This is a genomic window from Streptomyces sp. R818, from assembly GCF_056172735.1.
Window position 1 is genome coordinate 308,772 of record NZ_JAOCNE010000002.1, and the last position, 13,342, is coordinate 322,113.

Annotated in this window: 16 protein-coding genes and 2 pseudogenes; 7 read left to right on the forward strand and 11 right to left on the reverse strand. The window is 71.6% G+C overall.

Annotated elements, in window-relative coordinates; genetic code table 11:
• Positions 1-1,180, reverse strand: a 1,180-nt coding sequence (locus tag N5I75_RS04235; RefSeq protein ID WP_476674407.1) for a phospholipase D-like domain-containing protein, incomplete at its 3' end; no start/stop codon positions are given.
• Positions 1,181-1,422: 242 nt separating this feature from the next.
• On the opposite strand from N5I75_RS04235, the gene N5I75_RS04240 reads away from it, so the two are divergent.
• A complete protein-coding gene (locus N5I75_RS04240) occupies positions 1,423-1,665 on the forward strand; it encodes a class I SAM-dependent methyltransferase (protein ID WP_476674409.1) in 243 nt (80 codons plus the stop codon).
• Here the strand turns inward: N5I75_RS04240 and N5I75_RS04245 are convergent.
• Positions 1,655-2,568 (reverse strand): annotated as a pseudogene (locus tag N5I75_RS04245) (GNAT family N-acetyltransferase). The gene N5I75_RS04240 and the pseudogene N5I75_RS04245 sit on opposite strands and share 11 nt — an antisense overlap.
• Before the next feature lie 150 nt (positions 2,569-2,718).
• Complete coding sequence (locus N5I75_RS04250; RefSeq protein WP_476674411.1) at positions 2,719-3,276, reverse strand: GH25 family lysozyme; 558 nt, start codon at positions 3,274-3,276, stop codon at positions 2,719-2,721.
• A gap of 152 nt (positions 3,277-3,428) precedes the next feature.
• Between N5I75_RS04250 and N5I75_RS04255 the strand changes: the two genes are divergently transcribed.
• Positions 3,429-3,935, forward strand: coding sequence for a hypothetical protein (locus tag N5I75_RS04255; protein ID WP_476674413.1), 507 nt, complete (start codon positions 3,429-3,431; stop codon positions 3,933-3,935).
• Between the two features lie 33 nt (positions 3,936-3,968).
• Here N5I75_RS04255 and N5I75_RS04260 read toward each other — a convergent pair.
• The 3 genes and pseudogenes from N5I75_RS04260 to N5I75_RS04270 form a co-directional block, all read right to left on the reverse strand.
• A pseudogene (locus N5I75_RS04260) lies at positions 3,969-4,351 on the reverse strand (VOC family protein).
• Positions 4,348-4,668: an ArsR/SmtB family transcription factor gene (locus N5I75_RS04265; protein ID WP_476674415.1), complete on the reverse strand. Its 321-nt coding sequence runs from the start codon at positions 4,666-4,668 to the stop codon at positions 4,348-4,350. Before N5I75_RS04265 ends, N5I75_RS04260 begins: the two are co-directional and overlap by 4 nt.
• An 89-nt stretch (positions 4,669-4,757) precedes the next feature.
• Positions 4,758-5,351, reverse strand: a complete 594-nt coding sequence (locus N5I75_RS04270; protein WP_476674417.1) for a TetR/AcrR family transcriptional regulator — start codon at positions 5,349-5,351, stop codon at positions 4,758-4,760.
• Between the two features lie 117 nt (positions 5,352-5,468).
• Here N5I75_RS04270 and N5I75_RS04275 point away from each other — a divergent pair, with 117 nt between their 5' ends.
• From N5I75_RS04275 to N5I75_RS04285, 3 genes are read left to right on the forward strand one after another with little or no spacing between them, the layout of a single operon-like run.
• Complete coding sequence (locus N5I75_RS04275) at positions 5,469-5,912, forward strand: MerR family transcriptional regulator (RefSeq protein WP_476674419.1); 444 nt, start codon at positions 5,469-5,471, stop codon at positions 5,910-5,912.
• Positions 5,909-6,886: an NAD-dependent epimerase/dehydratase family protein gene (locus tag N5I75_RS04280; protein ID WP_476674421.1), complete on the forward strand. Its 978-nt coding sequence runs from the start codon at positions 5,909-5,911 to the stop codon at positions 6,884-6,886. The genes N5I75_RS04275 and N5I75_RS04280 overlap by 4 nt, the downstream gene beginning before the upstream one ends.
• Positions 6,789-7,733 (forward strand): phosphotransferase, encoded by a 945-nt coding sequence (locus N5I75_RS04285; RefSeq protein WP_476674423.1) that lies wholly within the window; start codon positions 6,789-6,791, stop codon positions 7,731-7,733. Before N5I75_RS04280 ends, N5I75_RS04285 begins: the two co-directional genes overlap by 98 nt.
• Positions 7,734-7,751: 18 nt before the next feature.
• Here N5I75_RS04285 and N5I75_RS04290 read toward each other — a convergent pair whose 3' ends face one another.
• Complete coding sequence (locus N5I75_RS04290) at positions 7,752-8,390, reverse strand: LysE family translocator (protein ID WP_476674425.1); 639 nt, start codon at positions 8,388-8,390, stop codon at positions 7,752-7,754.
• A 145-nt stretch (positions 8,391-8,535) separates the two neighbouring features.
• Between N5I75_RS04290 and N5I75_RS04295 the strand changes: the two genes are divergently transcribed.
• A complete protein-coding gene (locus tag N5I75_RS04295) occupies positions 8,536-9,081 on the forward strand; it encodes a CGNR zinc finger domain-containing protein (protein WP_476674427.1) in 546 nt (181 codons plus the stop codon).
• Here the strand turns inward: N5I75_RS04295 and N5I75_RS04300 are convergent.
• Together N5I75_RS04300 and N5I75_RS04305 are read right to left on the reverse strand one after the other, a co-directional pair.
• Entirely contained in the window at positions 9,023-9,718 is a 696-nt protein-coding gene (locus N5I75_RS04300) for a GNAT family N-acetyltransferase (protein ID WP_476674429.1), read from the reverse strand. The two genes, N5I75_RS04295 and N5I75_RS04300, sit on opposite strands and share 59 nt — an antisense overlap.
• Before the next feature lie 98 nt (positions 9,719-9,816).
• The gene (locus tag N5I75_RS04305; RefSeq protein ID WP_476674431.1) at positions 9,817-9,966 is read right to left on the reverse strand and encodes a hypothetical protein; all 150 of its coding nucleotides are present in this window, start codon (positions 9,964-9,966) and stop codon (positions 9,817-9,819) included.
• A gap of 105 nt (positions 9,967-10,071) precedes the next feature.
• Between N5I75_RS04305 and N5I75_RS04310 the strand changes: the two genes are divergently transcribed.
• Positions 10,072-10,833 carry a ZIP family metal transporter gene (locus N5I75_RS04310; RefSeq protein WP_476674433.1) on the forward strand — a complete coding sequence of 254 codons (762 nt, stop codon included), beginning with the start codon at positions 10,072-10,074 and terminating at the stop codon, positions 10,831-10,833.
• Positions 10,834-10,852: 19 nt separating this feature from the next.
• On the opposite strand, the gene N5I75_RS04315 is transcribed toward N5I75_RS04310, so the two are convergent.
• Positions 10,853-12,427 carry an oxidoreductase gene (locus N5I75_RS04315; RefSeq protein WP_476674435.1) on the reverse strand — a complete coding sequence of 525 codons (1,575 nt, stop codon included), beginning with the start codon at positions 12,425-12,427 and terminating at the stop codon, positions 10,853-10,855.
• 87 nt (positions 12,428-12,514) lie between these two features.
• Complete coding sequence (locus N5I75_RS04320; protein ID WP_476674437.1) at positions 12,515-12,919, reverse strand: alpha/beta hydrolase; 405 nt, start codon at positions 12,917-12,919, stop codon at positions 12,515-12,517.
• Between the last annotated feature and the right edge of the window lie 423 nt (positions 12,920-13,342).

Here is a 13,342-nt window from a genome sequence, read left to right on the forward strand (position 1 = left end):
CGACCTCGGCGGCGCGGAACCCCAGCGGACGCTTCGCCCAGCGGGCGGGGTCGACCTTCACACTGTGGGTGACATCGTTCTCGTAGTCCGCGTCGAGGGCGGCGGTGAACTCCGGGTCCAGCACGGCGAGCATCACTTCCTCATCGTGGTCGAGGGAGCGGCGGTTGAGGTTGGCCGAGCCGATGAGCGACGCGGTGCCGTCCACCGTGACGATCTTGCAGTGCAGCATCGTCCGCTGGTACTCGCGCACGCTCACCCCGCACTCGAGCAGCTTGTGGTAGTGGTGGCGTCCGGCGATCCGGCTGATCTGCTTGTCGGTGTGCGGCCCCGGTACGAGGAGTTCGACCTCGACACCACGGCGCGCGGCGGTGCAGAGCAGCTCGACGAAGTGGTCGTCGGGTGAGAAGTAGGCGGTGGCCAGGCGCAGCCGCTCCTCGGCGGACTCGATCGTCGCCCGCAGCAGCGTCTGGATGTCCTGCCAGCCGATGCTGGCCGACCCGCGCACCACCTGCACGACCGAGTCGCCCTTCGGCTCGTGCTCGATGAACCGGTCGCGCTCGTCGAAGAGCTCGTCGTGGCACTCGGCCCAGTTCTGGGCGAAGGCGGCGCAGATCCCGTCGACGGCCGGGCCCTCCACCTTGACGTGCGTGTCGCGCCATTCGTGCGGCCCGCGGGCGTCCCCGCACCACTCCTCGGCGATGCCGACGCCCCCGGTGAACGCGGTCACCTCATCGACGACGAGCACCTTGCGGTGGCAGCGGTGGTTCTGCTTGAACGGGGACAGCAGCAGGGGCTTGCGGAACCAGGCGACGTCGACACCCGCCTCGTCCATCAGGTCGAGCAGGTCCCGTTCGATGGTGCGGCTGCCGAACGCGTCGAGCAGCAGCCGGACGCGCACGCCGGCGCTCGCACGCTCGGCGAGCACCTGGGCGAACTCCCGCGCTATGTCGCCCTTCCAGTAGACGAACGTCATCATGTCGACCGTGTGCCGCGCCTCACGGATCGCCCGCAGCATGGCGGGGAAGATCTCGTCGCCGTTGCGCAGGGGCGTCAGCTTGTTCCCCTCGGTGGCGGCCACGCCGATGAGACGTTCCATCCGACGTCGCAGCCGCTGCGTCCGATCGGTACGAGATCTCCCGGAGGCGGGTTCGGCGGCGGGGGCCGCGGTGCTGACAGACATGGGTTTCTCCAGGTAGGAGCGGAGACGGTGGCGCGCATCCGCATGCCCCGTCACGTTTCGTTCACACCTGGCGGGCCGCACGACGAGGACGCGACGCGAACCGGACCGGACCGGACCGGACCGGACCGGACCGGAAAGGGCGGCGCTGGACGAGCAGTCACGTACGCGGGCGCGAACCTGATGCCACGCCACGTGTGCGGTACGGATGGAGGGGCGGCCCCCGGCCGTGCCACCATCCGCGGATGGGCCTGGACCTGACGGGCCTGGACATCTCCGACGTCGCCCTGATGGCGTTGGCACGCCGCTCTCCCGCGAACGCCGCGTACCTCGTGCACGGCACCGTCGACGACCTGCCCGCCGACGCCCTCCACCACCTGGTCATAGGCATCCAGGTGTTCCAGCACGGCGACAGGGTCACCGCCCACGCCCACCTGCGAGCGGCGCTGCGGCGGGTGCGGGTGGCAATGACCCACGTCATACGTTGAACGGGGGCACCGCTTCCGGATAGTCGGGGTAGTCGAAGCGGTACCCGGCGAAGTCCGCGATGTGGGCGTAGCCGAGGCGTTGGTAGAGCGCGTTGCTGGTCGGGTTACCGGGGTCCGTGAAGAGGACGACGTCCGTGGCGCCCGCGGTGAGGGCGGCGCGGCTGGTCTCCACCGTGACGGCTCCGGCGTAGCCGCGGCCGCGGAAGTGGGCCGGGGTGTAGACGGGGTCCACCCGGACCATGCCGCCGGTGACCGAGGTCGCCGCGGCCATGGCGACGGGGGTGCCGTCCGGGGTCTCCCAGAAGGTGAAGTGCCGGTCGCCGAAGCGGGACGCGTCCCAGTGTCCGGCGTCGATCAGGTCGATGGAGAACTGCTCACCGACCTCGACGCTGAACTCCCGGCACCAGCGCACGACTTGCTCCCGATCCGCCGCGCCCGCGACGCGCCCCCGCCCCTCGGGCCGCCGCCTGGACGGGGTGAGTGTGCCGAGCCGGTAGAGGTGTGTGCGCCAGAAACGTGTCGGCGCCGCGCCCGTGTGGTGCCGCCAGGCCTCGGCGAAGGTGTCGGCGGTGTCCTCGTCGGCGATGACGTAGGCGGGGGTGTGGCCGAGACCCGACAGGTGTGCCGCGAGGGTGTGCGTCCGCTCGGGGGTGAGCGGGGTGAGGCCGAGACGGCCGCGCGGAGTGAGGTAGAGGACCGCACGACCTCGCCGCCTGCCTCAAGCCGGCCGAACAGCGGGGCACCGGCGATATCGGGCATCTCGAACGGCGAGGCATCCGCGCGGAGTTTCTCGATGTCGGTCAGCGCAGTGTTGTGCAGGGCGGGGCGCGAACGCAGGAACTTCCCGGCTCGGGCGAGGAAGTCGTCGACGTCGTGGGCGAGGTGCCAGCCATCGGGAAGCATGCTTCATGTTCCCGGATGGTGCTGGGGGTGTGTCAGGGGGCCCCGTAGCCGAGCGGCCGTCCCCGTAACAAGCGGCCGTCCCCGTAGCGAGGGACTCGCCCTCCGCCTAGGCGGCCGCCAGGCAGTCTTGGAGGGGAACGCAGGCTCGGCTCAGGCGCCGTCCGCCCAGTGGCGCAAGGCGGCGTGGTTCGGGAAGTGGGCCACGTTCTTGTCGTGGGGGTGGGAAGTGTACTGGTGGAAGAGCCAGTCGGCCTGGATGCGGGGTTCGCCCGCGGTGACGTAGTCGGCGATCCAGAGGCCGTCGCCGGCGTAGGAGGCGGTGTCGCTGTTCAGCCAGAAGTCGCGGTTCGTGTAGAGGACGACGCGCTGGTGCGGCCGCTGCTTCTTCAGCCTGCGGATGAAGTAGTCCTTCTCCTTGCTGGAGGCGTGGCTGCCGTTGCCGGTGGCCTCCCAGTCCACGGCCAGGATGTCGCCGGCCGTGTCGGGAATCGCGGACAGGAAGTGCCGGACCTGGGCGCGGATACGACCCGGCCACAGGAAGTGGTAGTAGCCCACGACCAACTTGGCCCGGCGGCCCGTCCTTGTCTGGGCTTCGAGGTGGGGGTTGGTGTACTTGCGGCCCTCGGTCGCTTTGATGAACACGAACGACTGGTCGTCGGTCTCGTAGGAAGGCGGCTGGTACGCGCTGATGTCGAGGCCGTGAAGCATGTGGGGGGCTCCTCGCCGTGATCCGTGACTGGCGCTGCCCGAGTGATGCCCGCTCCGACGGCGACGACCCCCGCCCCCCTGTCCGAACGTGGATCTGGCTGATCACCCGTACGGGTGCATGGGGGTGGACCGAGCCCTGAGAGGATCCCGGCATGTTCAATTTCGGGATCGAGGGATACCGGCCGCGATGGGCGCAGGACCGCTCCTCCGTCATGGCGAACCACGGCCGTCGGTTGCGTGCGCTCGTCGGCCGGCCGCTGACCCGCGTATGGCAGGTCTGGGACATGGAGGACGACGCGTGGTTCCGCGACTGTCCGGTCCTGCTCGAGTTCTCCGGGGAACAGGTCGAGATCAACCACCAGAAGTTCGACGATCTCTCGCTCACCTGGAACACGGTGGACCCCGCCCGACCGGTGGTGTGGCCGGGATGCGAGCTCCAATGGCGGGCCGACGCCGATACCGGACTGCTCGCCCTGAGCCGTCGGACCTTGCAGGACGTGGAGCTGCTCGAGTGGAGCGGAAGAGACGTCGCGCAGGGGACACTCGCCGTCAGCTTCCGCTTCCTCCATGACCGCCTGACCATCGCCAACGCCCTCGACGAGAACGAGCTGACCCTCGGACCGCCGGACTCGCGCTACCGGCGGCACTCACTGCGCTGAACCTGAACAGCCCCCTGGCCCGCGCGCCCGCCGCTACTTCGGTTCCGTCGCGATCTGGATCAGGTTGCCGCATGTGTCGTCGAGTACGGCACTGGTGACGCCGCCCATTTCCAGGGGTTCTTGGGTGAAGCGCACGCCGAGGTCGCGCAGGCGCTCGTACTCGGCGTGGACGTCGTCGACGGCGAACTGGGCGAGCGGGATGCCGTCCTGTCGCGGTAGGTGCGGGCCGCCGGGTGGCCGGCGGGTTCGAGGAGGAGTTCCGTGCCCTGGGGCTCGTCGGGGGAGACGACGGTCAGCCACCGGTCCTGTTCGCCTACGGGCACGTCGTGCTTCTTCACGAAGCCGAGGACATCGGTGTAGAAGGCCAGGGCCTTCGCCTGGTCGTCGACGAAGATGCTGGTGAGGTGGATCTTCACGGTGCGCTCTCCTGTGGTTCGGTGGGCTCTGGTCCGGCGCTGGTCCCGGGGAGAGGCCAGCGCTCGGTGATCTGTCGCAGCGGGGCCGTGTTCAGGTCGTGGAACTTGTAGCGCCCCTCCCGCCTGCTCTCGACGAACCCGGCGGCCTCCAGTACCGCCAAATGCTGGGAGACCGCCTGGCGCGACATGCTGAGCCGGTGCTTCATCGCCAGGCGTGCGCAGAGCTCGAACAGGGTCTGCCCCGATCGCTCGGCGAGTTCGTCGAGGAGGGCGCGACGGGTGGGATCGGCCAAAGCTTTGAAAAGGTCATCGGCCATGTCTCCACCATAGGCAAGTGCTCACTTGCATGACAAGTGAGCGGCGTGAGGTGGCGTGACGTGGCGTGACGTGGCGTGACGCGTCCGGCCTACGAAGTCGTCCGTGCCAGGATGCCGTCCACGCCCCGGAGGAACGTCTCGGTGACCATTGCCGGGTCGGTCAGGCAGCCGGCGGCCATGGCGCCGTCGCGGAGCATGACGAAGTGGCGGCCCGTCGCGTCGGCGGGCGCGCAACCTGCCTGGGTCAGCAACTGCGTGGCGGTCTCCAGAAACCACTGGCGGTGGGCCAGCACGGCCCGGTGGACCGGGTGGGCCGGGTCGGGGTACTCGGCCGCCGCATTCAGGAACGCGCACCCCCGGAACCCGGGGGACTCGATGCTGTCGGCGATGGCGCGACCGACGGCCCGGACGGTGTCGGCCGCCGTCAGCCCCTGTGCCCGGACGGCGCTCACCTGCGCGCGCAGCCCGTGATCGGCCCGCTGCAGATAGGCGACGATCAACTCTTCCTTGCCCTTGAAGTGCCGGTACAGAGTGGCGCGAGTGACCTGGGCCTCCGCGACGATCCGGTCCACGCCGACGGAGTGGATGCCCTCCGCGTAGAAGATCCGGGTGGCCGTGTCGAGCAGGCGGGACCGCGCCTCCGATGGGCTCCCGGTGTTCCGGGTCGGTGTGCTCGCGCTCATGCTCTGCACCGTACCAGGAGGTGAGGGAGAACGTTCGGTAGTGCACCCCGCGGGCCGCACCTCCGCCGCATCCCCCACATTTGCCTTCAAGCGCTTGAGGTGTGTTTCGCTCCCCCCATGACAGCAACCGCCTTCTCCATCCAGGACGTGGCCCGGCGCAGCGGGCTGAGCGAACCGACCCTGCGCTACTACGAGGAGATCGGCCTGATCGGCCCGGTCGACCGCGACGAGCGCAGCGGACACCGCCGGTACGCGGAGCGGGACCTCGACGAGCTGCAGGCGCTGGCCTGCCTGCGGGCGGTCGGCATGAGCATCGAGGACATGCGGACCTACCAGGGCAACCGGACCCGGGGACACTCCGCCGCGGCCGAGCAGCGCGATCTGCTGCTGCGGCACGCCGACCGCGTCGAGGCGGAGATCGCCGCCCAGCACGCCCGCCTCGCCTACCTGCGCGAGAAGGCCGCGCTGTGGGACGCCCGCGAACGCGGCGACGCCGTGGCGGAGGCCGAGGCCACCCGGCGTTCCCTCGCCGCGGCGCAGCGGCTGGAGGTGGCCCGATGAGCCCGGTCCTGGTCACCGGCGGATCCGGTTACCTCGGCAGCCGGCTGGTCGCGGCGCTGCTTAGGTCCGGCAGGGACGTCCGTACGACAGTGCGTTCGCTCGACCGCGAGGCGGAGGTGCGGGCCGCGGTGCGCCGGGGCGGCGCCGACGACACCGGCCTGGAGATCGTCGCGGCACACCTGCTGGCCGACGACGGCTGGGCCGCCGCGCTCGCCGGGTGCGAGGAGGTCCACCACGTGGCCTCGCCGATTCCCGCCATCCAGCCCGACGACCCCGACGAGCTGATCGTGCCCGCCCGCGAGGGCACGCTGCGCGTGCTGCGCGCCGCCCGCGACGCAGGGGCCCGGCGCACCGTGCTGACCTCGTCGTTCGCCGCGGTCGGCTACACGCCCAAGCCCGGCGCCGAGTTCACCGAGGCCGACTGGACCGACCCCGACACACCCGGGCTCGCCCCCTACCCCCGCTCGAAGACGATCGCCGAGCGTGCCGCCTGGGACTGGGCGGACCGTGAGGGCGGTGCCATGGAACTCGTCGTGCTCAACCCCACGGGCATCTTCGGCCCCACCCTGACGCCGGCCCTCGGCTCCTCCATGCAGCTGATCAAAGCGATGCTGGACGGGACGATGGGCGTCGCTCCCCGCGCACGTTTCGGCATCGTCGACGTACGGGACGTGGCCGATCTCCATCTGCGTGCGATGGCCGCGCCCGAGGCCGCGGGGCGCCGGTACCTGGCCGTCGCCGACGGGCCGACGCTCAGCTTCGTCGAACTGGCCGGGATCCTGCGCGACCGGCTCGGCCCGCTCGCCGCCCGCGCTCCCCGGCAGGAGGCCCCCGGCGATGACCTCCCGCGCCCGGTCATCCACAACGACCGGGCCCGTGACGAACTCGGCTGGCGCCCGCGCCCCGCCACGACGACGATCGTGGAGTCGGCCGAGTGCCTGCGGGACCTGTCCGTCGTGGGGCCGGAGGCATGAACTCCCCTACCTGCGACGCTCCTTGTCGGCGCATAACCTTTTGCCCAGGCCCGTACCGGTGCCTAGCCTCGTGCGCGTGACGACCGAGGACGTGCTGCAGGACGACGCGCACCGGCAGGTCGTACGGGTCGGCGACACCGTTCGCCGCCCCGTACAGCCCTGGAGCGAAACGGTGCACGCGCTGCTGCGCCACCTCGAAGCGGTGGGCTTCTCCCGCGCTCCGCGCTTCCTGGGCATCGACGAGCAGGGCCGGGAGATGCTCGGGCACATCGACGGTGCGTCAGGTCCGTCGGGCTGGGCCGAGGTCCGGACGGACGACGGTCTGACCGCCTTCGCCCGGCTCCTGCGCGACTACCACGACGCCACCCAGGACTTCGTCCCGCCCGACGACGCGGTCTGGGCGCCCGGCGGGACGGAGCCCCCCGCCGGAGACGTCGTCACGCACGGCGACTTCGGCCCGTGGAACGTGGTCTGGTGCGAGCGGCGCGCGGTCGGCCTCATCGACTTCGACTTCGCCCGCCCCGGGGCACGGCTGGACGACGTCGCCTACGCCCTGGAGTTCGTCGCGCCGTTCCGTGACGACGTGGAGTGCGTTCGCTGGCTGAGCTACCCGGAACCGCCCGACCGGCGCCGACGCCTGGAACAGTTCTGCACCGCCTACGGGCTGACCTCCACCGACGGCATCGTGGACGCGGTCGTCGACCGGCAGCGCGAGAACATCGACCGCGTACGCCGCCTCGCTGCCGCCGGGCTCGAACCGCAGGCGACGTGGGTGGCCGAGGGGTACGTGCGGGAGCTTGAGGAGAAGCTGGCGTGGAGCGAGGCTCACCGGCACCTTTTCCAGTGACTGGCCGACCGCTCAGCGTTATGGGATGACGGTGGTCAGCACGTCCTCCAGCAGGAGGGCCGCCAGCGCGGCGAAGGTGATTCCGGCGACGGCATTCACGAGCACGGCCGTACGGCGCCCGCGTACCAGCCCTTGCCCCAGCCGGCCGGCGCACAGGCCGATGGCGCTGTCCCAGACGAGCCCGACCACCAGGAAGATCATCCCGAGAGCCAGCAACTGAAGCCACAGCGGCCCCTGCTCAGGGTTGGTGAAGCGCGGCAGGAAAGCGGCGAAGAACAGCACGATCTTCGGGTTGAGCAGGTTGGTGACGACGGCCCGGTGCAGAACCCGGCGTGCGGGCGGCTGACGGAAGGCCGCTGTGGGCGCCGCCCGGGCCGACCGGATCGTGGTCACCGCCAGCCACCCGAGATAGAGGCCGCCGGCCAGTTCCACCAGGAGCAGCGCGGCGGGTGTGGTGCGCAGGAGGACGGCGAGTCCGAGGGCGGCGGCGGTCACGTGCACCGCCATGCCCAGGGCCATCCCGGAGGCGGAGACGAGGCCGGCCCGCGGGCCGCGTTCGAGTGCCACCGCCACGATGTATGCGGCGTCGGGCCCCGGGGCGATGGTGATGACCGCGACCGCGGCCAGGTAGGCGGGCAGCAGGGACAGGTCCAGCACGGCAACCTCCCGCGTTCGGCGTTCCGTGTGCGGAGTGCAATGGGCGGCGTTCGACGGAGTAACGCTTATCTGCACTCCATTACGTTACGGATGCGGTGTGGCTGCGCAACGTGTAAACAAGCCCCAAAGCGTTACGCTGACATCCATGGCCGTCTCTCTCACGGAACTCGACCCCGATGCCCTGACGGACCTCGTCAACGGCTGGGGCACGCTGCCACGCCAGGAGGACGGCCGGGGGGACGCTCCGCATCACCCCGTGACCGACATCGCGCCCCGCCTCGGCCTGCCCCCGCGCGTGGCCTCCGCGCTGACGGTGCAGACGCTCACGGACGCGGCGGACCGGCTGCACGTGGTCTTCGCCGCCCGTGACGAGAAGGCGTGCGCACGGGAGTTGACGCGTCTGCTGACCGGGACGGGCGTGCGCCCGGTCGTGGCGACGCAGGCCACCGGGACCCTGAGCGCCGCATGGAGCGTCGACACCCTCGCTGACGCCCTGCCCGCGGCGGCGGCGATCACCCTGCGTCGATTCCTCGCCGAGCGCGGCTTCGCCCGTATCGGCATCTGCACCGGCGGTCATTGCGCCGACGTCTACCTCGACCGGTCACCCGCCGGCCGACGCCGCTTCTGCTCGGTCACCTGCCAGAACCGGGCGCGGGTCGCGGCGTTCCGGAAGCGCCGGGCGGGCGCCTGACCTCCGCCGGCTTCCGAACACCGGACACCTGTTGCCCGGGTCGGTGCAACTCCAGCAGCATGTCGAGCGATCGTGAGCCGTCCGGTTCGGTGAAGGAGCCGAGCGGGCGGAAGCCGTTCTTCTCGTAGTAGCGGATGGCGCGCGCGTTGTCGGCGCGGACGCCGCCCCACAGGATGATCCTCGCCCTGCCGAGCAGCCGTGCGACCTCTGTGACGAGGGGGAGGACGAGGCTTCCGACGCCCCGGTCCTGGTAGTCGTCGGCCAGGGCGAGGCCGAAACGGCAGTCGGTCGCGGCGAGGTGGACACCCGCGTCCCGGTAGCGGGAGATGTCGGAGGGAGTCAGGTCGAGGCTGAACTCGAGCAGGCCGACGATACGGTGCGACGCCGTCTCCTCGAGCACCAGCCGGAGTTTGTCGTAGCGCGCGATCGCGTCGCACAACTCCCGCGCTGCCGCGAGGTCGTACCCGTCGAAGCCGATGAACCTTCTCGACGCGGAGGACAGGGCGCGCAGGAACTCCGCGAGATGTGCCGAGTCGGCGTGTGCGAGCGGGCGGAAGACGAGGTCGCAGCCAGCAGGAACCGGCAGATGACGCGTCAGGAGCCCGGGCTCCTCGGCGATCCGCGCCAGCGTGAGCATGCGTCAGCCTTTCTGCTTCGGGCTTGCTGTGGTCCGCGCGACGCAGCCCGGAGGGGTCTTTCTCCGTACGTTCCTCAAGGCCGTGGCCCGCAATCCGGTCATGCCCCGGTGACTCCGTCGAGCTGTTCGCTCAGTCCTGAGCACTTGAGGGTCAGCGTCGCGCGGTGGAAGTCCAGCCACGCCTGAAGCGTGGTGCGCTCGTCGGCGTGTGGGGGCGGGACGGGGCGGCCGTCGGGTTTCGTCCTCATCTGTACACCGTCGCAGTCGCGGAGCACGGCGCACGACCGGATTCGCCGCCGACGAACACAGGCGGGTGCTGTGATCACGGCCGCGCTCCGGGTACCGGTAGCCGCATGAGTGAAGTGGTGCAGGCGGGACTGTGGGGGCTGGTGGGCGGCTCGGCGTTGCTGGTGGGCGCGGTGCTCGGGTACGGGGTGCGGATCCCGCAGAAGGTGATCGCGACGGTGATGGCGTTCGGCGCCGGGGTGCTGCTCTCCGCGGTCTCCTTCGAGCTGGTGGACGAGGCGTACGGGGAAGGCGGGCTCGGCCCCGCCGCGATCGGCACGCTCGCCGGGGCCGGTGCCTACACGCTCGGCAACGTGTGGCTCGCGCGGCGCGGGGCCCGGCACCGCAAACGCTCGGGGAGCGGGCGGGGCCCGTCGCAGCCGGGGGAGGAGGAGCAGAGCGGGTCAGGGACGGCGCTGGCGCTCGGCGCGCTCCTCGACGGTGTGCCGGAGTCGGCGGTCATCGGCGTCAGCCTTCTCCAGGGCGGGGCGGTGAGCCTGGTGACCGTGGCGGCGGTCTTCATCAGCAACGTGCCCGAGGGCCTTTCGAGTTCGGCGGGTATGAAACGGGCCGGACGCGGCAAGGCATACGTGTTCGGGGTGTGGGCGGCGATCGCGGCGGCGAGCACGGTCTCCGCCGTCCTGGGCTATGCGGTGATCGGCGCGTTCTCCCCGGCCGTGATCGCCGCTGTGACGGCCGTGGCCGCGGGCGCGATCCTCGCCATGGTGGCCGACACGATGATCCCGGAGGCGTTCGAGGAGGCACACCTCGCGATCGGCCTGGTGACCGTGTGCGGGTTCCTGGTCTCGTTCGCCCTCTCACACGTGTGACCCGCGCCCGCGAGGGGTGTCAGGAGCGGGCGAGCGCACGCGTGACGCCGGTGGCGGCCGTGGTCGCGAGGACCCAGCCGGCCACGGTCAGGGCGTAGGCGAGCCACTGCCCGGCGCCGTGCGCGGCGTAGGCGCTCTCCTGGCCGAAGGCGGTGAGGGGCACGAGGAGGTCGAGGGTGTAGGCGAGAGCGTTGAAGGGCGGCGCTTTCGCGGCTTCGAGCGGCGCGGGCGGACGCAGGTGGAAGAAGAGCGCCCCGGCGGCCAGCAGAGCCATGAGCCACAGTCCGGCACGCAGCGGGCGGTAGCCGTAGCCGACGGTGACGTCCTGGAGGTGGCCCCACAGGCGGGTGAGCGGGGTGAGCTGGGAGCGGCGGTGACGCTGCTTGGCGAGGAGGACGGTGCGGGCTTCGTCCTCGTGGCCGAGGCGCCGGTAGGAGGCGGCGAGCTGCTCGTAGGGCTGGGGGAGGTAGCCGGTGGCGCCGCGCCGCAGCCAGGCGAGGCGCTCGGTGGCCGGGAGCGGGGAGGCGAGCGCGTCGTAGGTGGTGTCGGCGAGGCGCAGGTCGGCGGGCCAGGTGGCCGGGGTGTCGTGGACGGTGCCGAGGTGTGCGTTGCTCGCGTCGACGGTGCCGACGGCTGGCACCCGGGTCCGCAGGTCGGTCTCGCGGGCCTGGGTCAGTCGGAGGGAGAGGGCGGTGCCTCCCGGATTCCTGAGTACGGCGTCGTGGAGGCTGAGCCGCGTACCGATGTGGGCGCCGTCGAGCCGCACGCCGCCGTCGACGGTGAGACCGACACCGAGGTCGAGGTTGCGGGTGACGTGGACGTCGACGGCCTCCAGGGCGATGTCGCCGGGGTGGGACAGACGGGCGCCGCAGAAGCCGATCGCCGCCGCGACCGTCGCGCCGGAGAGGATGACGCGGCCCTCGGCGCTGAACCCCGGGTGGCAGGTGAAGTCCTCGCCGGTCTGGACGTGGTAGGCGTCGAGGGCATGGCCGCCCGGGTTGCGGAGGGAGGCGCCTTCGAGGTCGAACTCGCCCGCGATGACGGCGCCGGAGAGGCGGAACCCGCCCCGGACGGCGAGACCGGTGCCCAGGACGTCGCCGCCCACGGTGAGGCGGACCGCCGAGATCGCCTCGGTGCCCGGAGCGGTGACGGCCGTGTCGCGGAGGTCGAGGTCGCCGTGGATCTGGGCGCGGCCGACCACGAGCGGCCCGCTCAGGCGCGAGCGGGCCAGCACGAGCCGGCCGTCGATCTGTGCCGACCCGGCGGCGAGACCGGGCAGGGTGCAGTCGGTGAGGACCAGGTCGCGGGTCCGGGCGCCCTGGAACAGCGGCGCGGCGTCGAGACGGCACGCGTCGAGGACGACCGGCGCCGTGATCTCCGCGAACCGCAGGTCCAGGGTTCCGGTGACCGTGGCGCCGGTCAGGCGGAGCGCCGGGCGCTCACCCGGGGCGGGGCCTTCGCCGTCGCCCAGCAACAGCGCCGCGACGACCTCCGCCCGTACGCCCGGCTCCTCCTGGGCCACGTCCACGGTCTCGCCCCGGGCGAAGGAGCGCCACAACCGGCGCTCGGCGGCGTTGAGTTCCTCGATTCGCATGATCGCCGATCATCCCGGGGCGCGCCCGCTCAGGACAAGGCGCGTGGGCTCAGCGTCCGTGGGCTCAGCGTCCGCACCCGGTAAGGCTCACCGTCCGCGCCCGGCGCAGCTCACGTCCTTGTGCGGCAGCCTGCCGGTGGCCAGGTAGCTGTTGACCGCGGCGTCGGCGCACGCGGAACCGTAGACGCCGAACACCGCGTGCTGGTCGGCGCCGCGCAAGGTGACCAGGCGGGAGGAGGGCCATGCCCGGCGCACCGCCGCGGCGCCGTCGTAGGTGGTGCGGGGGTCGCCCGTGGCGTTGACCAGGAGGGCGGGCAGGTCGGCCCTGATGGCGGTCGGGCGTTCGCGGGGCGCGTCCCAGAAGGCGCACGGGTTGAGGTTGGCGGTGACGGGGCCGAACAAGGCGTCACGCGCGCGTGCCCGTTGTACGTCGCGCCAGTAGACCTCCGGTTCCCGGCGGCGGCGTCCCGCCAGGATCGCGGTCCTGCACATGCCGTACGCGGAGGCGGAGTCGGCGCGGTCAGCTCGAAGGCGAGGACACCGGCGAGCCAGGGGGAGGCGTCACGCGCTGCCGTCGCGCGCGCCGCAGGTCTGGACGCCCTGGCGAGTCCCGTAGGCGCGTCGTTGTCCTGCGAGAGCCCGTTGAAGAGGATGAGAGGGAGTATGTGTTCGTCCACGCGTGTTGCGAGGCCAGAGGTTGGCGGCGACGCCACGGGTGCGGCCAGCCATAGCCGCGTCGCGGACGGGCGGCCCACGAGGCCCATCCTCCAAGGCGTGCCGATTGGCCTTCCGGCGCCCTGGAGGAGCTCGGGCCGTAGGCGTCCGGTCGATGACACCGTCCAGGACGACGCGGTCGGTGCCGGCCGGGGAACATGCTCGCGTACACCTGGCGAGGTAACTGCCGTACGAGTACCC